Source organism: Streptococcus oralis subsp. tigurinus (genome assembly GCF_002096275.1).
GTDB lineage: Bacteria > Bacillota > Bacilli > Lactobacillales > Streptococcaceae > Streptococcus > Streptococcus oralis_CN.
On the sequence record NZ_NCUG01000014.1, the window covers coordinates 48,264 to 71,304 of the forward strand.

Consider the following 23,041-nt stretch of genomic DNA (forward strand, 5'->3'; position numbering starts at 1 on the left):
TGACAAACAAAATCCTAAATTTTGCAAATGATTATCTTCAAGGAGCACATCCTGCTATTCTCAAACGAATTATGGAAACCAATGAAATGGAAATGAGCGGATATGGGAGCGATTCGATTAGTGCCTGTGCTGTTGAAAGCATCCGAAAAGCCTGCGCTTGCCCGCAGGCGGCGGTCCATTTTCTTGCCGGTGGAACCCAGACCAACCAAGTCATGATTGACAGTCTTCTCCAATCTTACCAAGGGGTGATTGCTACAAAAACTGGTCATATCAGCGTTCATGAGGCTGGTGCTATCGAATTTGGAGGTCACAAGGTACTCGAACTAGAGGGAACAGATGGAAAATTGACTGCCCAGCAAATTAAAGAAACCATTGAAAATTATTGGGCTGATAAAAATCATGAGCATATGGTCATGCCAGGAATGGTCTATCTCTCTCAACCAACTGAACTCGGAACCCTTTATTCCAAAGCAGAATTAGAAGCTATTTCTCAGGTTTGTAAGGAAAAGAATGTCAAACTCTTCGTAGATGGTGCTCGTCTTGCTTACGCACTTGCCTGTCCTGAAAATGATGTCAGTCTTGCTGATTTGACTAACTTATGCGACGCATTCTACATCGGTGGTACCAAATGTGGCGCTCTTCTCGGGGAAGCAGTCGTTATCCCTAATCCTCAACTCCTTCCTCACATGACCACCATTATCAAACAACACGGCGCCCTTCTAGCCAAAGGAAGACTTCTCGGCATTCAATTTGACGAATTGTTTAAAGACAAGCTCTATCAAACGATTGGCGAAGATGCGATTTCCTATGCCAACCAAATTCGTCTAGCTTGTAAAAATGCTGGCCTCCCCCTTTATTTTGAAAATCCAACCAATCAAGTCTTTTGTATTATAAATGATGAACAGATGAAAAACTTGTCTCAAAAAGTGATTTTCTCTTACTGGGAAAAATATGATGATAAGCATACCGTCATCCGTTTTGCGACCGCCTGGTCTAGTCAAAAAGAAGATGTAGAAGCCTTATGCAAGGTGATTGAGGAGTTATAAAAACATATCAAATCCAATAACAAAAAGACATGAATCTGAAATAAGCAGAACATGTCTTTTTTATCTTGTTTGAAGGTCAGGTAAATAAACCTTAGTTCTTCTAGAACCCACTTATTTCCACAAACCACCTAAAATCTGTTTTTCTAATAAGTCTAAGTCTTCCTCTTTTATTTCTCCATTATCGCTAACGATATAAAGCTGAGCGAAGTAAGCCAACAACGGGCCAACACAAATACGAACCATTTGAGGAATCGTTAACTCTGGATTTACTCGTGGATCTGCTAGCAATTCCTTATGAAGTACTCGAAGTTTATCTTGAATAGCATTCCAGATAAAAATCTGTTCATTTTTTAGTTTTTTATTTGAAAAACTCTCCTGCAGAATGATTTTCATCAAAGCACGATTTTTTTTGAGATAGCTCATACGATCATGGACGAGATAACGAACCCTCTCTTCTGTCGTTTCAAAAGCTAAGAGTTCCTCAAAAAAACTACCGAAAATGCCTGGGACTACAGGATGTAAAATAGCCGTCAGTAGATCATCCTTCGTCTTAAAATACTTAAACAAAGTTGCCTGACTTAGTCCAGCACGCTCAGCTATGTGAAGAGTTGAGGTCCCATGGTAACTCCTGGTTGATATGAGATCCACTGCTGCCTGCATGATTTTTTTCTTTCCTTGAGGGTAATTCGCTTCTTCTAAGTAATCTTCAAACGATTCAAAAACAGTCTTATCCATCTAATCTTCACACCTTTTTAGCATTATTTATGTTGATTTCTAAACTTTACGATAACGACGCAATCCAACAATATTGAGAATTGTTAAAATGATCAAGAAAATCATTAAAACACCAAGATTTGACAAAATATCACCAAGATTGTGCCCGTAAAGAATAATCTGGCTTATTGCATCACCAGAATAGGTTAATGGCAAAAATTTCCCCACAGTTAGAGCCCATTCTCCCATGGATGACAATGGAATAATTCCTGAGAAAAAAAGTTGGGGCATAATCACGAGAGGAATAAATTGCATCATTTGGAATTCTGATTTTGCTAGAGTAGACAAGAGAATTCCAAAAGCTAGTGCTACAAGAGCCAGTACCACATTAACTATTATAACATTTAAAATACTTCCTACAACTTCTACATCTAGTAGCCAAATTGCTGCTAAAACGACAACTGCCGTTTGAAAAATCGCAATAATACCGTAAGACAACATATAGCCATAGACGATTTCAGATCGTTTCACTGGTGTTGCTAACAAACGTTCTAGTGTTCCACTGGTGCGCTCTTTCAAAAGCGCCATACCTGAAATCAAAAAGACAAAGAAGAAAACTACAAAACCTATCAAAACCGGAATCATACTGGTAAAGAAGCTTGTATTTTCATCTCCATACTGGTAAGACTCCTTGATTTCTGGTGTTTTTGCGTCCGGAAGAGCTTGTTTAACACGAGATACTAACTGATCGGTGCCTTCACTGGCGATACTCGTTCGTAACACTTGTCGTATCATAGATGTTTTGGAGGCGTCTGTGTTTGCGTAATCAACCTGATACTCACCGTCTTTATAAGAAATCACAGCATCGACTTTTTCATTTGCTAGCGCTTCTTTGGCTTGATCTAAGTCCTGATAAGTCTCGACATCCACATGATCGAGCTCATCCATTTTCGTTACCAAACCAGTTGGTAGATCTTGTGTTGCCAACTTGACATTCACGGTTGTACTAGCTGAAAACATGAAGTTCATCAACCACATGATAAAAACAGGTGCTATAAACATCAGGGCTAGAGTTCGTTTGTCACGAAGTAATTCTTTGATGACTTTTTTTGCAATCGCTATTGTTCTCATTTTACTCACCTTCTGCTTTTAAAAATACTTCTTCAATACTTGAAACTTGATAACTTTCTTTTAAGTGTTGCGGTGTATCAAAAGCAATGATTTTTCCGCCTAATAATAAGCCGACCTTATCCGTCAACTCTGCTTCATCCATAACATGGGTAGTAACTAATATCCCTACCCCATTGTCTCTAAGCGCGAATAATTCTTTCCAGATTTTCTTTCGAAGAGAAGGGTCGATTCCAACTGTCGGTTCGTCCAAAATCAAGAGTTGAGGATTTCCTAACAGCGCGATAGCAAGAGACAAACGCCGTTTCATTCCTCCAGAATAACCAGATACCGCCTTGTTTAAGTAGTCTGTCAGATCTACTACTTGAGCTATATAAGCAATTTCCGCCTTTAGGTCTTTTTTAGAAAGCCCCTTTAGCTGACCAAAAAATTCCAGATTTTCTTGGCCTGACAAGGACTCGTATAAAGCATCTGACTGGGCCATATAACCAATATCTCCTAAAATATGGCGATTGGGTATAGTGTGATTTAACACTAAAGCTAGGCCTCCATCAACCTTTTCCATTCCTAACGTAGTCTTAATCATAGTTGATTTACCAGCACCAGACGGACCAATTAATCCTATAATTTCTCCTGTCTGCAATTCAAAGCTGACATGATTCAGAACTATTTGATGGTCAAAAGATTTTACTAAATCTTGTAAATGTAGTAATATTTTCATTTACTTCCTCCTTGGTGAGTGGGTACTCACTTTTTAAATCACAGAAGCTATTATAGTGAGTAATCACTCACTTGTCAAGAAAAAAATCTGAATTTTTTTAAAAATAAAGCACCAGATATTATTATCTGATGCTTATAATGGATAGCTATTGCTTTTAGAGCTGTTTCTAAATCTCTTTTCGATACTCTGAAATGGTCTTTCCTGTCCACTTTTTAAAGGCCTATTCTTCCTCTACTTTTCTCAGCCAATCCTACCATCGTCATTGCTATCGCAACTCTAATGACCTTGGTAATGGGAATTCATTTTACTCATTTTTATATGAAACAGACTAAGAAATTTTCAAGACCTAATTGAAACCAAATTAGCCCTCGGAAGTCAAAAAATCCTCGAACTCTACGCTGACCGTCTAGCAGAATCAGATCAAATGTGGCATGACATTTCTAAGAATTCGGTCAAGGGTCGTAACCTACAAGCCGCTTACGTGGATGGATTGACTTTGGGAAACTTCTTCGCCTTCAACCAAGGACTAAATAAAATGGGCAACTGAACAATTTAGCCTTTGAAAGCTAGGATTATAAAACCACTCGTAACATATCAATCTATCACACATATAAAAAGATAGCCATTCTAATTGAATACTATCCTTTTTTTGTTTATCCTCGTTTATCTGGGGCTGGACCGCCAGGACCACCATTGCCTTGAGGGCCTCCATTTGGTCCACCGCCTCCAGGCATAGAGTTGACGATTTCCGTTTGTTTTTCACCGTTGAGATAGATATCACCGCCTGTGTAGGTCGCTGTTCCATCAAAGTCAAAACCTGTTTGACCAATCATTTTAATGGTTCCACCTGTAACCGTGATATCCCCGTTTGAGTCGATTGGGTCTGTGTCCCCTTGGCCGACTTCTACTGTCAGGTTCCCACCGTTCATAGTGAAGAAGATTTCACTCTGTTGGGCATTTTTATTAGCTGCATTGACTCCATCATCTGTCGCATAGACATTGATATCGCCGTCGTTTATGGTGATGGATTTTCCTTCTATCCCTTCTGTTGAATTCTTGACGGTATAGGTACCGCTATCAATCACTAGGTTACCAGAAGCGTGAATTCCATCATCTCCTGCTGTGACTGTTATGGTATTGTTAGCCAAATACATATTGCCGACAGTCATATCGTCATCATTGTCGACCTTGACCCCATCTTCTTTGGCGTCGATAGTCATGGTCGTACCAGTGATGTTGAGTTCATCATTGACATTGAAGGCATCGCCAACTGCTGTGATGTTATAGGTTCCACCCATGATGTGGAGGGTGTCGTTAGCCTTGATACCATTGTTTTTCCTGCCATCTACATTGAGAGTTCCTTTCCCGTTTATGGTCAAATCCACCTTAGAAAAGAGAGTTGCGTCTGCTTTTTCGTCGCTGTTAGAGCTTGAGTCAGAGAGACTGTTGGTGGTTCCCTCTACTAGAGTCAAGTAGACATGGCCAGCTGATGTCGCAGAAATCGCTGCATTGGTATTGGTCATGGTCGCACCTTTTAGGACTAGATGAACATCTGCAGACTTATCTGCCTCGACCTTGATCTGCACTCCGTCAGACTGACCTGAAATTACATAGGTTCCAGATTTTGTGATGATCACTGTTGATTCAGAAACTGTCACCCCATCTCCAGAGACGTTTGCTGATGAGCCAGATAACTCAATCTTAGAAGCTGTGCTTTCATCATAAGAAGTATCATTGTCCTTCTCTGTAAAATAGAATGATTGGTTTGTCTTTGTTGAAGTTGTTGTTGCACTATTTGTCTTTGCATTGGTATTGGATGTAGTTGTTGACTGGGCACATGCTGTCATCAGCACCATTGCCGTTAAACTCGTTGCGAGTAGGGGCCATTTTTTTGATTTCATATCTTTTTCCTCTCCTTCGTATGATATAGCTAGACAGTCTACAGAAGATTCCTGAAACGAAACTAAAACTTTTCTGAAAGTTTCCTTAAATTTAGTTTGGATTAGATTTCGCCTAGTAATTTTTTAGAAAGGACTGCTAAAAACAATTTTTGAACTCTAGACTACCTTTAATAGGTTTTTAAAACCAACATCCCTCAGTGCGATGTCTCCTTGACCAAGAAAGCCAAAAAGAAGAAAAATTTATAAGATTAAAGCTCATAAAAAGAACAGCCTGGGCTGTTCTTTTTAGTTTTCTTTTACTGGAATTTCCTTGATGACACGCGCAGGATTCCCAGCTAGGACAACATTGTCTCCAAAAGACTTGGTAATCACGGCCCCTGCTCCTGCAACGACATTATTTCCCAGTGTCACTCCAGGAAGGACAATGACGCCACCTCCAGCCCAGAAATTATCTCCGATAGTGATGGGCTTACCGTATTCGACCCCTGAATTACGTTCATCCGGATCCAGTGGATGGAGTGGGGTTAAAAACTGACAGTTGGGACCAATCATGGCGTTGTTCCCGATGCGAATCGGACAAACATCCAGCATGGTCAAGTCCCAATTAGAATAAAAATTTTCCCCTAGATGGATATTGACCCCATAATCGACCACCAGATGTGGATTGACATAGAGATTTTGTCCAGTTGAACCAAACCAAGTCTTGATAATATCCGCTCCCTTCAAGGGATCTTCTTCCCGGTTAAAGGCAGCCTGTTTTTGGCGAGAAGCCTGAGCCAAGGCCCGTAATTCTGGGTCCGACGGACGGTAAGGCTCCCCTGCTATCATTTTCTGGTATTCGCTGGCCATCTTATCACCTCATACTTACTTTGGACCCATCATATCAAAAAGACTTTGAAAGGGCAAGAATAAGCCGGTCTAGGACTTCTTTCTAGACTCTCGAAACCATTCCCCATCCCAATTCAAAACAACTTACTTGACAAAAGCTTGACTTCATGGTTTAATATACCCCATAAGGGTATATTTGGAGGTTCCTATGTTTCACTTATTATTTACAAAAATTGATAGTATTTCTACCAGCGAGTTAGAAGCTAAACTCAGAGAACCGATTCAGCTACTGGATGTTCGGACGCCTATGGAATTCCGTAGAGGTCATATCAAAAATGCCAAGAATGTCCCTCTAACCGAAATCGGATCTTATACACCAGCGACAAAAGAAACACTCTATGTCATTTGTCATTCTGGTGTGCGAAGCAAACTAGCTGCGAAGAAGTTAAAGAAAAAAGGCTACGATGTCATCAATGTCCGAGGCGGTATGAGCGCTTGGACAGGTAAAGTCATCTAGAAGCGTAAAGGAGAAAATCAATGAAAATTATCATTGTCGGGGGAGTTGCAGGCGGTATGTCAGCAGCAACCCGCCTCAGACGTCTCATGGAAGACGCTGAAATCACTATTTTTGAAAAAGGTCCCTTTGTTTCCTTTGCAAACTGCGGACTTCCTTACTATGTTTCAGGAGAGATTGCAAACCGTGATAGTTTATTGGTCCAAACTCCTGAAAGTCTCAAAGCACGCTTTAATCTGGATGTTCGTCCTTTCCATGAGGTCATCAGCATTTCGCCAGCAGAGCACACTGTGACCGTACGCCATGATGGACAGGAATTCACAGAAAGCTACGACAAGCTGATCCTCTCCCCAGGAGCTAAACCATTTGTTCCTACCATTGAAGGGTTGGCAGAAGCTAAGAATGCCTACACGCTTCGCAATGTTCCCGATCTTGATGAAATTATGGTGGCCTTGGACAATCATCCAAAAGAAGCTGTCGTTATAGGTGCAGGCTTTATCGGGCTTGAAATGGCTGAAAATCTGGCGAAACGTGGATTGCAAGTTACTATCGTTGAGAAAGCACCCCATGTCTTGCCACCATTAGATCACGAAATGGCAGCCTTTGTCCAAGCAGAATTGCTGGCAAACGGTGTTCGCGTTATCACTTCTCAGTCTGCGACTCGATTTGAAGACCAAGGAAAAGTCATCGTTCTTGAAAACGGTCAAAAGATCACTTCTGACCTCACTATCCTTTCTGTCGGTGTTGAACCTGAAAACGGACTGGCTAAAGCTGCGGGGATTAAACTGGGACTTCGTGGTGGGATCCTGGTCGATGAGCATTATGAAACCAGTCAAAAAGATATTTTTGCAGTTGGGGATGCCATCGTCGTCAAGCAAGAGATTACGGGCCAAGACGCTCTCATCTCTCTCGCTTCTCCTGCCAATCGTCAGGGACGCCAAGTGGCGGACGTCATCGCAGGACTCGGTCGTACAAACAAGGGCAGTATCGGCACTGCTATCGTTCGTGCCTTTGATATGACAGCTGCTTCGACTGGTCTCAGCGAGCGTATCCTTCGCATGAATCAACTTCCTTACAAGGTACTTCATGTCAGCGGTAAAGACCACGCTGGTTATTATCCTGGCGCTACTGATATGACCTTGAAGCTCCTCTTTGACCCAACCACTGGAAAAATCTATGGTGCCCAAGGAGTTGGGAAGAAAGGTGTTGACAAACGAATCGATATCCTAGCAACTGCTATCAAGGGAAATCTCACCGTCTTTGACTTACCAGAGTTAGAGTTCACCTATGCGCCACCATTTGGTTCTGCCAAGGATCCCGTCAATATGCTGGGCTACGCGGCCTTGAACCTAATCGAAGGTTTAAGCGACAATATCCAATGGTACCAGCTCGAAGACGAACTGGACAAGGGAAAGAAATTCCTAGATGTACGGACAAGTGGCGAATTCCAGAGCGGTAGACTCAAAGTCGACACCATCCACATCCCCCTAAACGAACTACGGGAACGCTTGGACGAACTGGACAAGAATCAAGCCTACATCGTTAGCTGCCATAGTGGTTTGCGCAGCTATATCGCAGAGCGTATCCTCAAACAAGCAGGATTTACCGTCCAAAACCTTGACGGCGCTTATTCACTATACAAAATGGCTAAACCAGAAGGAGTCGAATATGGAAACTAGTATCAGTATGGCTGACTTTTATGAAAAATATCAACATGAAAATCTAAATCTTATCGATGTACGTGAAGTACATGAATTCCAAGCAGGACATGCACCAGGTGCCAAAAATCTTCCGTTAAGTACCTTGGAGCAAGGCTACAAAGAACTCAAACCTGACCATGCATACCATGTTATCTGTCAAGGTGGAGTGCGTTCTGCCTCTGCCTGTCAATTTCTCAGCGCCCAAGGCCTCACCGTTATCAACGTAGAAGGTGGTATGAATGCTTGGCCTGGGCAAGTAGAATAAGCAAAAGAAGCTGAGCAACAACTCAATTTCGGGAGAAAATGAAGTAATACTCAATGAAAATCAAAGTGCAAACTAGGAAGCTAGCTGCAGGCTGTACTTGAGTACGGCAAGGTGAAGCTGACGTGGTTTGAAGAGATTTTCGAAGAGTATAAATCTCCCCACAATAAAACGCATACTATCAAGGTTTTTCAACACCTGATAGTATGCGTTTTTTTAATTTTAAAGACTTTTTCCAGCCTCTTTTGATTCAAATTAAACTATTCTATTAATAGTTAGATATGCCTTTGCAACTATCGTCTCAAAAAATTAGTTCATTTCCGTTTAATCAAGTATCGGATGGCCTTTTCTAGGCGTTCTTTTTGAGCCTCGGGGTCATCTAGTGGTTGGTTGATGCAGGCGGTGAGATTTTCCGTAATCATCATCTCAATCACGCGCTCAACACTCGATTTTACTGCTGTCAACTGCGTCACAATATCAGCGCAGTCACGATCTTCTTCTATCATCTTTTGAATCCCACGCAACTGGCCCTCTGAACGTTTCAAGCGTGTTATATACTTTGAGTTTGTCATTTCTTTTTCCTTGCTCGATTTTTCTTCATTATATCTCGAATAAGGGGCTTTGTCAAAATTCTCATCCCATCTGTCTTTGTAGGAACTTATCTCATATCGGTGTTTTCATGATATAATAGTAAAAAACTGTTCAGAATGGACGTGCTTATGAATTCTATCTATGGTAGCTGTGAGACCTATTTACCCACCATCTTGCAAACCTTTATTCAAGACATAGAAGAGGCCGCAGCCAATTACAAAAAAGAAACCAACCTCAAACTATATGAGCATTTGCATGCACGCATCAAAACAGAAAAAAGTATGCGTGAAAAATGCCAACGCAAGGGCCTTCCTCAGACAAGTCAATCCGCTCTTAAAGAAATACGAGATGCTATTGGCGTTCGAATCATCACAGGCTTTACAGATGATATCTATCGCATCGTAGAGTATATTCGCCAGATGCCAAGCATCCATATTTTCAAAGAGAAAGACTATATCCGTCAGGTCAAACCCAACGGCTACCGTTCCTATCATCTGATTCTAGAGGTAACCACTCCCTACCCAGACTGTCTGGGAAATGACCAGGGTACCTATTTTATCGAGATTCAACTGCGCACAATTGCCATGGACTCCTGGGCTAGCCTCGAACACCAGATGAAATACAAGAAAAACATCCAAAATCCTGAGCGAATCACGCGCGAGCTCAAACGTTGTGCCGATGAGCTTGCTTCTTGTGACTTGACCATGCAGACCATCCGTGATTTGATTCAGCGCTCTGATCAAGACTAAGGAGAACCTATGAAAATCCTACTTGCCGAAGATGAAACCCAACTAAACCGTGTTATCACTGTTGCGTTAGAACGCGAAGGCTACAGCGTTGATTCTGTTTTTAACGGACAAGACGCTGTCGAAAAGGCTAAATCTAACCACTATCACCTCATGATTTTTGACATCATGATGCCAATTAAAACTGGAATCGAAGCCCTCAAAGAAATTCGCCAGGCAGGCAATACGACTCACGTCATCATGTTGACAGCCATGGCCGAAGTGGATGACCGCGTAACTGGACTTGATGCAGGTGCTGACGACTACTTGACCAAACCTTTCTCGCTCAAGGAACTTCTGGCCAGACTCCGTTCTACTGCACGCCGCCTGAAAGACTATACCCCGGATACAGTCCAATTAGGAAATACTCGCTTGGATATTGACGAACAAGAATTAGCTGCTACAAACAGCATTCGTTTAGGGAAAAAGGAAACCCAACTCTTGACTCTTCTCATCCAGTACGCTAACCAACCCCTCAGTTGTCAACAACTATTAGAGCAGGTCTGGCCAGATGAGCTGGAAGAACAGGATCACGAGCTCGTCTTTCTCTATATCTCCTACCTACGCCAAAAACTCCAAAGTGTCCAGTCTAGCTTACAAATACTTGGGGCTGCAGAAGGACCCTTCCAATTGACAGGAGGTGACTAGATGTTTCGAAAACTTCGTATCAAATTTATCGCAACGGCCACTCTTGCCATTGCTCTGATTCTAACCTTCTTTCTAGTCTTGATGAATAGTATCGTCTACACTCAGACGGAGGGTAACATACACACCGTCCTCTCTATCTTAACCAAGAATGAGGGCGAACTTCCTATTACAGACGAAATCAAGGAAAGTCTGACTGAGAAAAATATCCAAGAAGGGATTGTCTATAATTTTCAATACTTCTCCGTCAGAGAAAAGGAAAATGACTACGCCATCTCCCTTACAAATGTCCAGTCCTTAACTGAGGCTGAAGTCAAAAGTTTTCTCCCAAACATCCTCAAAAAGCAAGAAACTTATGGTTCTATTACTCATAAGGGACGCTATTTTACCTACCAAGTGAGCCAATCTACGACTGGGAAACTACTGGTCTTCTTTGAGACGACTAACTATATCCGAGAACGAGATACCTTACTTCAGGTCTCTATCTGGCTGGCCTTGGCTAGCTTACTCCTCCTCATACTGCTCTTCACCTTGATTTCAGGGATTGTCATTCGTCCTTTTATCAAAAACTATGAAAAACAACGGATGTTTATCACCAATGCAGGGCACGAACTCAAAACGCCTCTAGCCATCATTTCGGCCAATACCGAACTACAGGAGTTAATGGAGGGAGAGACTGAGTGGAGTATTAGCACTAAAGAACAGACGGAACGACTCAACCACCTGATTGGAAGACTCATCCGACTTGCTCGGCTCGAGGAGCAAGAGGATATCAAACTAACTCCTCAAAATATCTCCGTTATCGCTGAAAAGGTTGCCTCAGATTTTGCTCCTCTCTTTACCAAAGAAGATAAAAAATTTGAAAGTTCTATTGAAGCAGACGTTGTAGAAAAAGTAGCCCAAGAAGAATTTTATGAGCTTCTTAGCATCCTTCTTGACAATGCCCGAAAATACTGCGATCCCGCTGGAGCGATTCGCTTGACGCTCCAACGCAAAAATTACCTACTACGCAAACGAACTTGCATCACTATTTCTAATGATTATAAGGATGGACAAGCAGTTAATATTAAGCGTTTCTTTGATCGCTTTTATCGTGCAGAGACCTCTCACAACAACCAAACCATATCTGGACACGGAATTGGTCTCTCTATGGCTCAGCATCTTGTCAGCCTATTTAGAGGTAAAATATTTGTCACCTACAAAAAACAGGTGATTACCTTTACAGTCTGGTTATAGCTATAGCTCTTTTACTCTTTATCATTTCATAAAAAGCGAACAAGTCCGCATTCTAAAAACAGAATACGAGCTTGTCCGCCTTTTTCTATGTCTACGATGTGTTTTTCACATCTCATCGTTCCAAGCGAATGCGGGTCACAATGCCGTCTGGGTCTACAAGATCCAACTCACTCAAATTTAACCACTTGATCGGTGCTTCTAGCTCCTGTGCTTGCTTAACGATGGCTAGGAGTTCCTCCTTGCTTTCGACCTCAAGGACGTAGTAGGCCAAGCCTGGCAAGCCTTGCTCACGCGGAGCCAGACCTTTTCCAGCCCATTCATTGACAGCCAGGTGGTGATGGTACTGACCAGCCGCTATCCAACTAGCACTAGGAATAGTAAATTTATCCTCTAGCCCCAACACCTTTTGATAAAACTGACTCGCCGCGTGACTATCCTTCACTGATAGGTGGATATGCCCCATTCTCGTCCCTTCAGCTAGGATAAAGGGATCCACCTTTTCCCCTAACTCATAGATGTCCTGTGCCGCAAGGGCTTCGGTCACACCGATAATGCGACCGTCTTCTCGAATATCCCATGAAGAAACTGGCTTATCACGGTAGAGTTCAATGCCATTTCCTTCCAAATCTTCCAGATAAAGGGCCTCACTGTATCCATGATCCGCTCCTCCGACCAGAGGAATGCGCAAATCACTTAAGTGTTTCAGGACATCTGCCAAGGCTTTTCGTGTCGGTAATAATATCGCCAGGTGGTAAAGCCCATAATGCTCCCTTACTTCCCCAGCTTTTTCTGCCTGAATCAAATGGACCAAGGCTTTTCTACCAAGTCCCAAGATCGCTTCTGTCTCTGTTTGAGATAAAATCTCTAAGCCAATAATCTGGTTATAAAAAGCCGTTTGACTCGTCACATCCTTGACATTTAAAACCGCCTCTGCTAGGTAAATGTGGCTTTTGTAAGCATAAGTCATAGGGTGTCTCCTTTTTGTTGTAACTTCATATATTACATCAATTATACACTGTTGAAATAAAATGTCAACGAAGACAACTCAAAAGAGCTGGAAACCAGCTCCTTATAAATCTAAGATTTCAAAAAATTTTAGATTTTTGATTACGAAGAAAAAGACGGAAGAAGATACCCTCAAAAAGGATCTCCCCCTTAACTTTAGAGTATTTTTATATCATCATTTAGAAATTTTCTACTCCAAATGATTTTTAATAGATTACGAAAATTTACATTTTCAATACTAAAAACTATTATAAAACAACATACATTTAACAACTAGCAATAAAAGGCCGTTTTATTTACGGCCTTTGTTTCTACATTATATTTATCTAGCGCCTCTTCGCTTTCCTAGTTGGCGACCCCACCGATTTGACTAGATGAAATTAGTAGAAGACCTGAAAATAATGTCAAGTATATCACCTTATTTCTAATTGATTGATTTTCCCAAAAGAGATATTCAATAACTTTTTGGTATAAAATAGAAGTAATCATAACAATGCCATTAGTAATTAGAGCGAATGATGGGGGTAGGATTCGAACCTACATTACTAATTACTTTATTCAGGTATAAATATTATAGCACAAAACAATAAATTAAGGAAGATTGTTCTAATTGTTAATATAATTACTAACTAAATGTATATGTAATTGTAATATAATGTCTATCTACCGAAGAAGCATTTATTTTTCTAACACATCAGATAGAAAAATCTAATTCTTTTTATTTCACAACAAGCTCATAACGCGTCTTACTTGTAAAAGTTTGCCCTGCTTTGAGAATGACTTGGTCTTTGAGATCACTGTGAATAGCATCTGGTAAAGCTTGCGCTTCAAGGGCAATCCCATTGTGTTGCACCATTGGCTGTCCTCCGATGAGCACACTCTCATCCACAAAGTTTGCTGTGTAGACCACAAAGCAAGGGGCCTCTGTCTTGAAAAGTAGGAAGCGACCTGAGTTTTGGTCATAAAGGAAACCAGCATTGTCATGACCTGCAGGAAGAGCAAATGGATGATCCAAACCAGATACCAGCTGGATTTGCTCATCATCCTCTGCAAAGATATCCTTGAGCAAAGCACCATTGTAGATGTGTTTCACTACATCACGATCAGCATCTGGAGTCTTAGCTGGAACACCGTCTGGAGCGATTGGGTAAATGCCCTCCGTATTTAGTTGAAAGACATGGCGGTCAACTGTCTGCGTGAAATCACCAGATAAGTTGAAATAGCTATGATTAGTTGGATTGACAAGCGTATCCTGATCGGTCGTCACCTTATAGCTGATTTCGTAGGCACCAGTTTCTTCCAAGTGGTAGCTAATCCAGATCTTGAGATTACCAGAGAATCCTCCTGTCCCGTCTGTACGCTCTGTGTAGAGGGTCAAGCCATGGTCGCTCACCTCGACCAATTCAAACAAGCTCGCATCCCAACCTGTTGAACCACTGTGGTTACAGTTGCTAGCGTTGTTGACTTCAAGGTCATAGGTCTTGCCGTTGAGCTCAAATGTCGCACCTGCAATACGGCCTGCTACAGGACCTACACTTGCTCCATGCTTGGGACTATTGCCTACATAGCTAGCAAAATCATCAAAACCCAAAATCACATTGGCAAAATTTCCTGCCTTGTCAGGGGTTACATAGCGCAAAATGGTCGCACCATAAGTCATAACTTCAAGCTGGTAACCACCATCAGTCTCAAAGCGATAGGCCAAGACATCCTTGCCCTCATGATTTCCAAATACACGCTCTGTGTATGCTCTCATTCTTCTCTCCTTTGATCCATTTCTCTTAAGTAAACAAACCATAGAGAGTGTATTTACCATCTATGGTTGTAGTTCCTATTTTCAGAATCCTTTGTCAGAAAACCTTAAGTATTTTCTTAACAAAAGGGAATTCTTCTATTCTTATTTTATGCTTCTACACGTTCAGTCCATGAAGTCGCTGTTGTTTGAAGAACCTTGTTGAGTTCGTCAATGTTCTCAAATCCGGTTGTGCGTAGCCATTCACGAGCTGCTGCTTCACCGTCTTTGATGTAGGCTTCAACTGATCCAGCCCAAGTTGCACGGCCGCAAAGAACACCGTTGAAGTTTGCGCCTGATTCGTGGGCAAAGACAAGTGTTTCTTGGAAGAGTTTGGCTGATACACCCGCACTCAAGTAGATATATGGCAAGTTAGTCGCTTCATCTTGTGCTTTGAAGAAGGCTGCTGCTTCTTCACGAGTATGAACGATTTCACCATCACCAAAGCCTTCAACGTATTTGACGTTGACTGGAACTTCTACTTTCAAGATATCGATGTTGAAGCGTGGGTCTGAGAAGACCTTCATGGCACCGATAACCTTGTGTGGTTTCACTTTGGCATATTCTGCAGAACCTGCATCAGCGATTTTTTCATCGTAAGCGAGGATTTCAAGGAAGAATGGAATGTCTTCTGCCACACACTCTGAACCGATGCGTTCGATGTAGGCTTGTTTTTCTTGGTTGAGTTCGTCAGCGCTGTCTACGTCATAGTAAAGCAAGAATTTGACAGCATCAGCGCCTTGTTCTTTGATGCGTTTGGCAGACCAAACATCCAAACAGTCAGGCAAGCGTTTGGTACTTGTTGTGTCGTAGCCAGTTTTTTCATAAGCAAGGAGGAGACCAGCATTTGGTGCAAGAGCTTTTGTAGCTGGAAGTCCATACTCAGGGTCGAGAAGCATAGAGGATGCGTATTTTGTCAATTCATCTGCAACCAATACTTTAAGTTCTTCCATTTGAGCCACTGTTGGCTCTTCTGTTTGGTATTGAGCCATGAGGCGTTTCAAAGCGCCACGTTGGTCAAAGGCAAGAGCTGAGATGATTCCATTTTCATCTGAAAGTTTTTGTAGGCAGGCTACTTTATTGTGACTTAATTGTAATTTACTCATAGACACTTCCTTATTTTTGATAGTCATGAATGATCACACCTTGTACCACACGGTTTACGGTACCTGTAGGAGATGGTGTATCTGGTTTATTTTCTACTTTGAGTGAAGTCAAAAGGGCAAAGAGTTGGGCATAAACGATGTAGGGGAAGACACGGTAAATATCGTTCAAGACACCGCCACAACCAAGGGCTACTTCTTTGACATTTTCAAGACCAAAGGCTTGATCACTCAAGAGCACAACACGACGAGCAATCTGGTCACCAGCAACTTCACGAACCAAGTCCAAGTCGTACTTGCGAGTGTAGTCTGTCGTTGTACCAAAGACCAAAACAACTGTATCTTCGTTAATCAGTGATTTTGGACCGTGACGGAAGCCGACTGGGCTTTCATACATAGTCGCAACTTGACCAGCTGTTAATTCCAAAATCTTGAGCTGAGCTTCATGAGCAAGTCCAAAGAAAGGACCAGCGCCTAGATAGATGACACGGTTAAAGTCGAGGTCAACAAGCTCTTTGACATCTGCTGCCTTGTCTAGAACTTTACGCGCAAGGCTAGTCACAACTTCAAAACGTTTAGCTTTCACAGCAAATTCTGTAGGATCAAAGACTAAGAGAGCTGTCAACATCATAGACGTAAAGCTAGAAGTCATGGCAAATCCAGCGTCATTAGAAGCAGCTGGTTGCAAGAGCAAGAGATTGCGGTCATCGCCATGAGCTTGAAGAGCCAATTTTCCTTCTGCAGCACATGTAATGGTCACTTGATAGAGGTCATCAACCAAGGCTTTGGCCAAATCAACCGTCGCCACACTTTCAGGTGAGTTCCCACTACGAGCAAAAGAAACAAGAACAGTCGCCACATCTCTTTTCAAATAAGTTTCTGGATTGGCAACAATATCAGTTGTCGCAATGGCATTGAAGTTCCATTTGCGTTCATCATAGACTTCCTTAAAGTATGGGACCAAGGTATCTCCCACATAAGCAGAAGTACCAGCACCCGTCAAGATGACCTTGATATAGTCATGTTTATCAGCGATACCTTGCAGAAAGGCTGCAATTTCTTCACGTTTCGCTTGATAAGCTTCAAAAGCCTCTTTCCATACATCAGGCTGTTGGTAGATTTCACGTGTCGTGATTTCTGCACCCAGTTCAAGTAATTCTTCTTTTGTGTAATTTAGCATAGAGTTCCTCTAATCTATTGTTGTTTCATTCCTATTGAAAATATGGGAATGGGAGTGACTCCCATTCCCATGTATATTCTATACAAGCTGTTCTAACGGTTTAGCCGTTGTCACATCTTATTGAATTGAGTTCCAACTAAAATCTTGGGGAAAAAGACCGATTATCGTCGGAGCATCGCTCCATCCTCCTATCGCCTATTTTCCCTGTGATTTTTACGTTGTCACATCTTATTCATCTTCGTCATCATCGAATCCTGCTAATAAATCATTGACTTTTACAATGCTTTCTGCAGCACGGCTCTTATAATCCGCATCTGCACCTGTAAGGCTCGCATTGATAAATTCAATCACCATCGGAAGATTCATCCCTGCGTAGAGTTCAATGTCGCGACCTTCCATAATCAAGCGGCTCACCACGTTACATGGCGTACCACCGAGAAGATCCGCAAAGACTAGGAAATCATCCAATCCTTCGATAGCAGCTTCAAATTTTGCAGTAAAGTCTTCTGGACCATCTTCTGGAAGAAGAGCCACTGCATGAATGTTGTCCTGTGGACCCATGATCATTTCTGTGCTACCTTTCAGTTCTTCACAGAAACGACCATGACTCACCAAAATTAACGATTTCACCATAAATTATGCGCCCATTCCAAGCAAGAATTTACCGATGAATGAAAGACCTACTGCAAGAACGATAATGATACCGATCGCTTTAGTAGAGTTCATACCTTTCTTACCAAGCAACCAGAAGATAAAGGCAGTAAAGATTGCTGGAAGCAAGCGTGGGAAGATTGAGTTCAAGATGTCTTGGAAGTCAATCATCTTTTCACCGATTGGCAATTTGTAAGAAATGTCAAAGTTGATCATTGTTGCTACAAGAGCACCCATCATGAAGACACCAAGTACAGATGCAGCGTCAATCAAAGCTGTCAAGGTACTTTGCATGTTGTTGATAAGGTTAACCCCTTCTTTATATGCAAATTCCAATTGTTTCCAACGGAAGATGTCATAAGCAACTGCAACTGCGATCCAAAGGAAGATACCCCATGGTTGGCCAGCGATAGCCATAGTTGCTGCGATAGATCCCATGATAGCAGGTACAAGTGAACCAAAGATTGTGTCTCCAAGAGGAGCGAATGGTCCCATCAAACCTGTCTTGATACCGTTAACGGCATCTTTTGAACCTACACCATCTTTTTCTTCCATGGCAAGGTCAAAACCAGCGATAATTGTGTGGAAGAATGGAGAAGTATTGAAGAATTGAGTATGAACTTTCATCATTTCTTTCAATTCAGGAGTTCCATCCCCATACATTTTACGCAATTGAGGCAAGATCATGTAAAGGTAACCAGAAGCTTGCATACGTTCGTAGTTCCAACCTAATTGGAAAGTAAACAAGCTACGTTTGTTGATTTGATTAAAATCTTCTTTTGTAAGTTTGTAATTAGAATTCGTCATCTTCGATTTCCCCACTTTCTGATGGTGTAGAAGGTGCTGCTACAGCTACTTTTTGGCTGTTCTTAAAGTGAACAACTGCAAGGAAGATACCTACGATAGAAACACCGATCATAGACAAACCTTTGAAGTTATTAGCAAAGCCAATCTTTTCAGCAACATCAGCAGGAAGAGTACCAAGGATACCCGCAACAGCTCCACCAAGACCTGTTACATATGAGTAAAGAACAGTCAACATAGCTGTCAAACCAAATCCCATTGCAAGGTAGTGAAGGTTACGTTTAACTGGAAGGTAACGAAGCAAGATTGCAAATCCAAGACCTGGAAGCATACGTCCTGCAAGTGTCAAACCATCTGCAATCCATTGATATTCTTTAACAAGGTCTACTACTGATTGTACGAAAGCGCCACCAAAAGCAAGAGCGAAGAATACTGGAAGGGCACGAGAAAGAGCCCAAGGTACTGCACCAAGTAGGTAGTTGCGTTCGATACCTTTGTAGTCAAAGCGTTCGATCGCAGCATCAATACGGTGTGCAAAGAAAGTAGTTGTCATACGTCCAAGAACGTCGAAGTATGTCAAAAGTGCTGCTACTGGTACAGCGATTGTTGTGATCGCAAGATCTGTATCAATACCTTGAGAGATAGAGAATGCTGTTGCAAGAACCGCACCAGAAGTTGCGTCGATACGAGAAGCACCACCGAAGGTACCAACCCCGAGAACGAACAACTGCAAGCTACCACCGATAAACAAACCAGTTGTCACATCTCCCATGATCAAACCAGTAATAAAACCAGCGAATACAGGGGAACCTGCAGATGAAACGATTGTCAACTCATCACAGATTTGATAAGCTGAGTACAAAGTGAGAAGTAAAATTTGCCACCATTGTATCATAACAATGACCTCCTAAAAATTTTTTCCTATTTTAATAAGCTCAAAAAGTCTGAAACTGGATCATTTGGAACCATTTGAGCAGTGAGTTTCACACCTTTGTCTGCTAGTTTGTGGAAATCTTCCACATCCTTGTCTACTACGTTGATAGAACGTGTGATAGAGCGAGTTTCTGGTGTTTGAGACATATTGCCGACGTTGAGTGTTTCAAGCGGAACACCTGCTTCGACCAAACCAAGGAAACGGTCTGGTTTACGTGCAACGATAAAGAGACGTTGGCTATCGTATTTACCAGCAAGGATATTGGCTGCTGCTTTCTCAACTGGCAAGATACTGAGTTTCACACCTGGTGGTGTCGCAAGTTTCAAACCACTCTTTTCAATATCGTTGTTAACAACTTCGTCGTCTACAACCATAATGCGTGAAACATTTAGTTTTCCAGCCCAAAGATTGGCTACTTGACCGTGGATCAAACGTCCATCGATACGGCATCCTACAATTGTCATAAGTTTTCCCCCTTTATGTGTTTTAGTGTAGGTTTACGAGTTAAATGGATCTCTTCTTTATATTCGCCCTCAGTTTCAAAGATGATGATGCGGTTAGCACCTTCCTTGAGATAGCTATGAGGGATATAAAGTGAGAGGGTCGGGCCGACATTCCAGAAACGCCCTAGGTGACGCCCGTTGACAAAGGCAACTCCCTTACCAAACTCAGACAAGTCTAAGTAGGTATCCTTCGGCTCTTCAACAGTAAAGTCGAAAGCGTAAAAGGCTGGTTGTCCTTCTGTCCATCCTTTTGAAAAATCAATTTTCTCAGGATTATCCAGTGGAAGTGGATATTGTTTCCAATTCAGTAAGAAATGTAGATCCTTGCAGACACCTGTACGAATTCCTTTATGTTGCGTATCTGCTAAGAACTTGTGTCCATAGTTAACACGCCCCATATTTTCGATCAGGATATCAATCTCTGAACAGCCTTCTCGGTTTCCCTGACAGTAGATGTCTTCACCAATCTCTGTCTGGTATTGAGTAGCAATCCATTGACCATCTACAAAGAGTTGAGCTCGATCACGTCCATCGATGATACGGAGACGTTCCTCTTCTGCATCCCAACTTGCTTCGGTACGATAAAGAAGGTAGCCATAACTTTGACCAAGTTCTTCCATCGCTTTTGGATAGAGGCTTTCAGTTGGACTTGCCAGGCTATCCAGAGTTTCAAACAAGGAAACTTTTTCGACTAGTGGAATGGATTCCATTTCCATGCTTTCCTTGTAAAGTGGTTCCAACTGTGGATACTCTGGGAAGTGTGTTGCCATCATCTTCTTGACTGCTAGGTATTTAGCAGTTGGATTTCCTTCTTCATCGAGAAGGGCATCATAGTCGTATGATGTGACTTGTGGTAAATCCAGAGTTCCTCGAGCCGAGCAACCATTCATGAAACCAAAGTTTGTTCCGCCATGGAACATATAAAGGTTGATGGAGCCTTGCTCTAACACCTCTCGAACAGCTTCTGCCAACTCTTTTGGATCACGCGTGATGATGGGTTCTTTCCAACGGTTGAACCAACCATCCCAGAATTCCATACACATGAGGGGCCATTTTTTGCCATACTCATCAAAGAATTCTTGCATTTGTGAAAAGTTGTAAGGAGCCTTAGAACCGAAGTTCCCTGTCACAAAGAGATCATCTTCAATCAAGGTTCCAGCTTTCAGAGTAGCCCTCCAAGGACCGTCTGAAGTAAAGAGTGGGCAATCAATCCCTCGTTCTTCCATCAATTTTCGAATCGCTCTCAGATAAGACTTATCTTCTCCATAAGAGCCATATTCATTTTCGACTTGCATCATGAGAATGTTTCCGCCATTTTCCAACAAACGAGGCACAAGCCTTGGCAATAATTGGTCATAATAGCGAGCAACTGCCTCAACATAAGCCGGATCGGATGAACGGATTCGCATGTTCTTAGTTAAGAGCCAAGCTGGTAAACCACCGAACTCCCACTCAGCACAGATAAATGGAGACGGACGTACAATGGCATAGAGACCCAAATCTTGTGCTATTTGAAGAAACCTCTCCAAATTTCTGGCACCTTCAAAATCAAATTCCCCTTCAACGGGTTCATGTAAATTCCAAGCCACATAGGTCTCGACCGTATTAAAGCCAAGCGCCTTTAAGTTATAGAGAGAATGATACCAATCCTCTGCTGGAATCCTAAAATAATGAATGGCGCCAGACAAAATCTTGAACGGCTTCCCATCTAAATAGAAATCGTCCTCAATTTTAAATCTTGTCATGTTACCACCTCTGACGAATTAAGTTTGCGCTTTCATTTATTATAATATTAAATATAATCAAATCTTTTGCATTTGTCAATAGGTTTTAGAAAATTCTTTAAAATTTTTCTATTTTTTTACTTACCATTTACCAAAATTATCTAAAAATAGCATGAAAGCGATATTTTAATGTATGATAATTCACAAGGTTATAAAATGGAATTCTTTACATGTAACATAACATTTTTAGTCTATTATTTTAATTTTTTTTACCTAAATACTACTAATTTGTCTGTATTTATGGTAAAATCAAGACTGGAGAAAGAGAATCGAGGTGAAATTATGGCTATTCCAAAATACCAATATATTAAAGATGAATTAAAAAACAAAATCATCTCTGGTCAATTTGCAAGTGGAGATAAATTTTATACAGAAGCAGAATTGATCGCGATGTATGATGTTAGTTCAATCACTGTTGTGCGTGCTTTGAATGACCTTGCAAAAGACGGCTATATTGTCCGCCAACAAGGGAAAGGGACTTTCGTTTCACGTGCACGTAAGCACAAACTCGTTGAGTTTTCAGATGTTGAAATCTTTGAAACCAAAGACGATAAAGTTACTGTCCTTTCTATCGAGCGCGGAAACAAGCTTGAATACTTAGAGAAGCTTGGATTACGTGGAGATCAGTTCTACTACAAAATTGAACGTACCCGTCAAACAAATGGCGTAACTTACATCTACCACACATCTTATATTCCTGAACAATACATCAATGCCAACTATCCAAATCTTGACTATTATAGTTCTATCTATAAACGCTTCAAATTGGATTACCGCATTCACATGAACGATGAACATTTTGAGGAAATCAATGAAATCGCATTCCCAACACCAGAGCATGTTGCTTCTGTACTTGGAATCGATACGCAATTTCCAACTGTCTTCCAAACGAAGACTACTAAACTTGAGGCTACTGGCCAAGTCCTCGCCTATAGTGAAACGTATAAGCGAGCAGACTACTACAAAATTAAATTCCTCTCATGTAATCGAGGTCATTAAGAGAAAGCTTGAGCCCAGCTCAGGCTTTTTCTATATTCATTATAGCACGAGAAAGAGGTTGTGAGAACGCTATGAAGGGTTCTTATTTAATTAGTAGCGTTTTTACTAAAAACAAGTTAAATATTCGCTTTCTCTTTCTTATTTCTGGAAATAATTTTCTTCTAAATCTTATGATTTCCTCTATTTATTATAGTTCTTATATAAACCCACTTGAC

The 23,041-nt window shown here is 41.6% G+C and carries 23 protein-coding genes and 1 pseudogene; 9 read left to right on the plus strand and 15 right to left on the minus strand.

The window, feature by feature from the left end; genetic code table 11:
* The first annotated feature begins 11 nt into the window (after positions 1-11).
* Entirely contained in the window at positions 12-1,046 is a 1,035-nt protein-coding gene (locus tag B7725_RS01635) for a threonine aldolase family protein (RefSeq protein WP_205012939.1), read from the plus strand.
* Between the two features lie 111 nt (positions 1,047-1,157).
* On the opposite strand, the gene B7725_RS01640 is transcribed toward B7725_RS01635, so the two are convergent.
* Genes B7725_RS01640 through B7725_RS01650 form a run of 3 tightly spaced genes read right to left on the minus strand, consistent with a single transcriptional unit; the run spans position 1,158 to position 3,609 of the window.
* Positions 1,158-1,781, minus strand: coding sequence for a TetR/AcrR family transcriptional regulator (locus B7725_RS01640; RefSeq protein WP_000361924.1), 624 nt, complete (start codon positions 1,779-1,781; stop codon positions 1,158-1,160).
* A 39-nt stretch (positions 1,782-1,820) separates the two neighbouring features.
* Positions 1,821-2,891: an ABC transporter permease gene (locus B7725_RS01645; protein ID WP_084874271.1), complete on the minus strand. Its 1,071-nt coding sequence runs from the start codon at positions 2,889-2,891 to the stop codon at positions 1,821-1,823.
* A 1-nt stretch (position 2,892) separates the two neighbouring features.
* On the minus strand, positions 2,893-3,609 hold the full coding sequence (locus B7725_RS01650; RefSeq protein ID WP_084874272.1) for an ABC transporter ATP-binding protein: 717 nt from the start codon (positions 3,607-3,609) through the stop codon (positions 2,893-2,895).
* Between the two features lie 231 nt (positions 3,610-3,840).
* On the opposite strand from B7725_RS01650, the pseudogene B7725_RS10245 reads away from it, so the two are divergent.
* Positions 3,841-3,963, plus strand: a pseudogene (locus tag B7725_RS10245) (low temperature requirement protein A); the annotation flags it as partial.
* Positions 3,964-4,262: 299 nt separating this feature from the next.
* Here the strand turns inward: B7725_RS10245 and B7725_RS01655 are convergent.
* A complete protein-coding gene (locus tag B7725_RS01655) occupies positions 4,263-5,510 on the minus strand; it encodes a carbohydrate-binding domain-containing protein (protein WP_084874273.1) in 1,248 nt (415 codons plus the stop codon).
* A 285-nt stretch (positions 5,511-5,795) separates the two neighbouring features.
* Positions 5,796-6,359, minus strand: a complete 564-nt coding sequence (locus tag B7725_RS01660) for a sugar O-acetyltransferase (RefSeq protein ID WP_084874274.1) — start codon at positions 6,357-6,359, stop codon at positions 5,796-5,798.
* Positions 6,360-6,546: 187 nt separating this feature from the next.
* Here B7725_RS01660 and B7725_RS01665 point away from each other — a divergent pair, with 187 nt between their 5' ends.
* Genes B7725_RS01665 through B7725_RS01675 form a run of 3 tightly spaced genes read left to right on the plus strand, consistent with a single transcriptional unit; the run spans position 6,547 to position 8,817 of the window.
* A complete protein-coding gene (locus B7725_RS01665; protein ID WP_000468871.1) occupies positions 6,547-6,855 on the plus strand; it encodes a rhodanese-like domain-containing protein in 309 nt (102 codons plus the stop codon).
* Positions 6,856-6,875: 20 nt separating this feature from the next.
* Complete coding sequence (locus B7725_RS01670; protein ID WP_084874275.1) at positions 6,876-8,531, plus strand: FAD-dependent oxidoreductase; 1,656 nt, start codon at positions 6,876-6,878, stop codon at positions 8,529-8,531.
* Positions 8,521-8,817 carry a rhodanese-like domain-containing protein gene (locus B7725_RS01675; protein WP_084874276.1) on the plus strand — a complete coding sequence of 99 codons (297 nt, stop codon included), beginning with the start codon at positions 8,521-8,523 and terminating at the stop codon, positions 8,815-8,817. The genes B7725_RS01670 and B7725_RS01675 overlap by 11 nt, the downstream gene beginning before the upstream one ends.
* A gap of 311 nt (positions 8,818-9,128) precedes the next feature.
* Here B7725_RS01675 and B7725_RS01685 read toward each other — a convergent pair whose 3' ends face one another.
* Positions 9,129-9,386, minus strand: coding sequence for a metal-sensitive transcriptional regulator (locus B7725_RS01685; protein WP_000185161.1), 258 nt, complete (start codon positions 9,384-9,386; stop codon positions 9,129-9,131).
* A gap of 147 nt (positions 9,387-9,533) precedes the next feature.
* Between B7725_RS01685 and B7725_RS01690 the strand changes: the two genes are divergently transcribed.
* Genes B7725_RS01690 through B7725_RS01700 form a run of 3 tightly spaced genes read left to right on the plus strand, consistent with a single transcriptional unit; the run spans position 9,534 to position 12,071 of the window.
* Positions 9,534-10,154 (plus strand): GTP pyrophosphokinase, encoded by a 621-nt coding sequence (locus tag B7725_RS01690; protein WP_084874277.1) that lies wholly within the window; start codon positions 9,534-9,536, stop codon positions 10,152-10,154.
* Positions 10,155-10,163: 9 nt separating this feature from the next.
* Complete coding sequence (locus B7725_RS01695) at positions 10,164-10,838, plus strand: response regulator transcription factor (RefSeq protein ID WP_084874278.1); 675 nt, start codon at positions 10,164-10,166, stop codon at positions 10,836-10,838.
* Complete coding sequence (locus B7725_RS01700) at positions 10,839-12,071, plus strand: sensor histidine kinase (protein ID WP_084874279.1); 1,233 nt, start codon at positions 10,839-10,841, stop codon at positions 12,069-12,071.
* 112 nt (positions 12,072-12,183) lie between these two features.
* On the opposite strand, the gene B7725_RS01705 is transcribed toward B7725_RS01700, so the two are convergent.
* From B7725_RS01705 to B7725_RS01745, 9 genes are all read right to left on the minus strand, one after another.
* Entirely contained in the window at positions 12,184-13,038 is an 855-nt protein-coding gene (locus tag B7725_RS01705; RefSeq protein ID WP_084874280.1) for a VOC family protein, read from the minus strand.
* A 756-nt stretch (positions 13,039-13,794) separates the two neighbouring features.
* Positions 13,795-14,832 (minus strand): aldose epimerase family protein, encoded by a 1,038-nt coding sequence (locus B7725_RS01710; protein ID WP_084874281.1) that lies wholly within the window; start codon positions 14,830-14,832, stop codon positions 13,795-13,797.
* 146 nt (positions 14,833-14,978) lie between these two features.
* Entirely contained in the window at positions 14,979-15,974 is a 996-nt protein-coding gene (gene lacD / locus B7725_RS01715; protein ID WP_084874306.1) for a tagatose-bisphosphate aldolase, read from the minus strand.
* Positions 15,975-15,984: 10 nt separating this feature from the next.
* The gene (locus B7725_RS01720) at positions 15,985-17,151 is read right to left on the minus strand and encodes an SIS domain-containing protein (protein WP_084874282.1); all 1,167 of its coding nucleotides are present in this window, start codon (positions 17,149-17,151) and stop codon (positions 15,985-15,987) included.
* A 228-nt stretch (positions 17,152-17,379) separates the two neighbouring features.
* Complete coding sequence (locus B7725_RS01725; protein ID WP_084874283.1) at positions 17,380-17,784, minus strand: PTS sugar transporter subunit IIA; 405 nt, start codon at positions 17,782-17,784, stop codon at positions 17,380-17,382.
* Between the two features lie 3 nt (positions 17,785-17,787).
* A complete protein-coding gene (locus B7725_RS01730) occupies positions 17,788-18,609 on the minus strand; it encodes a PTS system mannose/fructose/sorbose family transporter subunit IID (RefSeq protein WP_000185284.1) in 822 nt (273 codons plus the stop codon).
* Entirely contained in the window at positions 18,596-19,501 is a 906-nt protein-coding gene (locus tag B7725_RS01735; RefSeq protein ID WP_000616992.1) for a PTS mannose/fructose/sorbose/N-acetylgalactosamine transporter subunit IIC, read from the minus strand. The genes B7725_RS01730 and B7725_RS01735 overlap by 14 nt, the downstream gene beginning before the upstream one ends.
* A gap of 26 nt (positions 19,502-19,527) precedes the next feature.
* Positions 19,528-20,004: a PTS sugar transporter subunit IIB gene (locus B7725_RS01740; RefSeq protein WP_000156965.1), complete on the minus strand. Its 477-nt coding sequence runs from the start codon at positions 20,002-20,004 to the stop codon at positions 19,528-19,530.
* On the minus strand, positions 20,001-21,788 hold the full coding sequence (locus B7725_RS01745) for a glycoside hydrolase family 35 protein (RefSeq protein WP_084874284.1): 1,788 nt from the start codon (positions 21,786-21,788) through the stop codon (positions 20,001-20,003). Before B7725_RS01745 ends, B7725_RS01740 begins: the two co-directional genes overlap by 4 nt.
* A 279-nt stretch (positions 21,789-22,067) precedes the next feature.
* Between B7725_RS01745 and B7725_RS01750 the strand changes: the two genes are divergently transcribed.
* Positions 22,068-22,826, plus strand: a complete 759-nt coding sequence (locus B7725_RS01750) for a GntR family transcriptional regulator (protein ID WP_162278992.1) — start codon at positions 22,068-22,070, stop codon at positions 22,824-22,826.
* Positions 22,827-23,041: the final 215 nt, after the last annotated feature.

What these genes read in the sequence shown, in the direction of transcription:
- B7725_RS01750 (WP_162278992.1), top strand. Translation starts at nt 22,068, where the DNA reads ATGGTAAAATCAAGACTGGAGAAAGAGAATCGAGGTGAAATTATGGCT.
- B7725_RS01640 (WP_000361924.1), bottom strand. Translation starts at nt 1,781, where the DNA reads ATGGATAAGACTGTTTTTGAATCGTTTGAAGATTACTTAGAAGAAGCG.
- B7725_RS01700 (WP_084874279.1), top strand. Translation starts at nt 10,839, where the DNA reads ATGTTTCGAAAACTTCGTATCAAATTTATCGCAACGGCCACTCTTGCC.
- B7725_RS01745 (WP_084874284.1), bottom strand. Translation starts at nt 21,788, where the DNA reads ATGACAAGATTTAAAATTGAGGACGATTTCTATTTAGATGGGAAGCCG.
- B7725_RS01725 (WP_084874283.1), bottom strand. Translation starts at nt 17,784, where the DNA reads ATGGTGAAATCGTTAATTTTGGTGAGTCATGGTCGTTTCTGTGAAGAA.
- B7725_RS01690 (WP_084874277.1), top strand. Translation starts at nt 9,534, where the DNA reads ATGAATTCTATCTATGGTAGCTGTGAGACCTATTTACCCACCATCTTG.
- B7725_RS01685 (WP_000185161.1), bottom strand. Translation starts at nt 9,386, where the DNA reads ATGACAAACTCAAAGTATATAACACGCTTGAAACGTTCAGAGGGCCAG.
- lacD (WP_084874306.1), bottom strand. Translation starts at nt 15,974, where the DNA reads ATGAGTAAATTACAATTAAGTCACAATAAAGTAGCCTGCCTACAAAAA.
- B7725_RS01710 (WP_084874281.1), bottom strand. Translation starts at nt 14,832, where the DNA reads ATGAGAGCATACACAGAGCGTGTATTTGGAAATCATGAGGGCAAGGAT.
- B7725_RS01730 (WP_000185284.1), bottom strand. Translation starts at nt 18,609, where the DNA reads ATGACGAATTCTAATTACAAACTTACAAAAGAAGATTTTAATCAAATC.
- B7725_RS01665 (WP_000468871.1), top strand. Translation starts at nt 6,547, where the DNA reads ATGTTTCACTTATTATTTACAAAAATTGATAGTATTTCTACCAGCGAG.
- B7725_RS01660 (WP_084874274.1), bottom strand. Translation starts at nt 6,359, where the DNA reads ATGGCCAGCGAATACCAGAAAATGATAGCAGGGGAGCCTTACCGTCCG.
- B7725_RS01670 (WP_084874275.1), top strand. Translation starts at nt 6,876, where the DNA reads ATGAAAATTATCATTGTCGGGGGAGTTGCAGGCGGTATGTCAGCAGCA.
- B7725_RS01720 (WP_084874282.1), bottom strand. Translation starts at nt 17,151, where the DNA reads ATGCTAAATTACACAAAAGAAGAATTACTTGAACTGGGTGCAGAAATC.
- B7725_RS01735 (WP_000616992.1), bottom strand. Translation starts at nt 19,501, where the DNA reads ATGATACAATGGTGGCAAATTTTACTTCTCACTTTGTACTCAGCTTAT.
- B7725_RS01645 (WP_084874271.1), bottom strand. Translation starts at nt 2,891, where the DNA reads ATGAGAACAATAGCGATTGCAAAAAAAGTCATCAAAGAATTACTTCGT.
- B7725_RS01650 (WP_084874272.1), bottom strand. Translation starts at nt 3,609, where the DNA reads ATGAAAATATTACTACATTTACAAGATTTAGTAAAATCTTTTGACCAT.
- B7725_RS01695 (WP_084874278.1), top strand. Translation starts at nt 10,164, where the DNA reads ATGAAAATCCTACTTGCCGAAGATGAAACCCAACTAAACCGTGTTATC.
- B7725_RS01705 (WP_084874280.1), bottom strand. Translation starts at nt 13,038, where the DNA reads ATGACTTATGCTTACAAAAGCCACATTTACCTAGCAGAGGCGGTTTTA.
- B7725_RS01655 (WP_084874273.1), bottom strand. Translation starts at nt 5,510, where the DNA reads ATGAAATCAAAAAAATGGCCCCTACTCGCAACGAGTTTAACGGCAATG.
- B7725_RS01675 (WP_084874276.1), top strand. Translation starts at nt 8,521, where the DNA reads ATGGAAACTAGTATCAGTATGGCTGACTTTTATGAAAAATATCAACAT.
- B7725_RS01740 (WP_000156965.1), bottom strand. Translation starts at nt 20,004, where the DNA reads ATGACAATTGTAGGATGCCGTATCGATGGACGTTTGATCCACGGTCAA.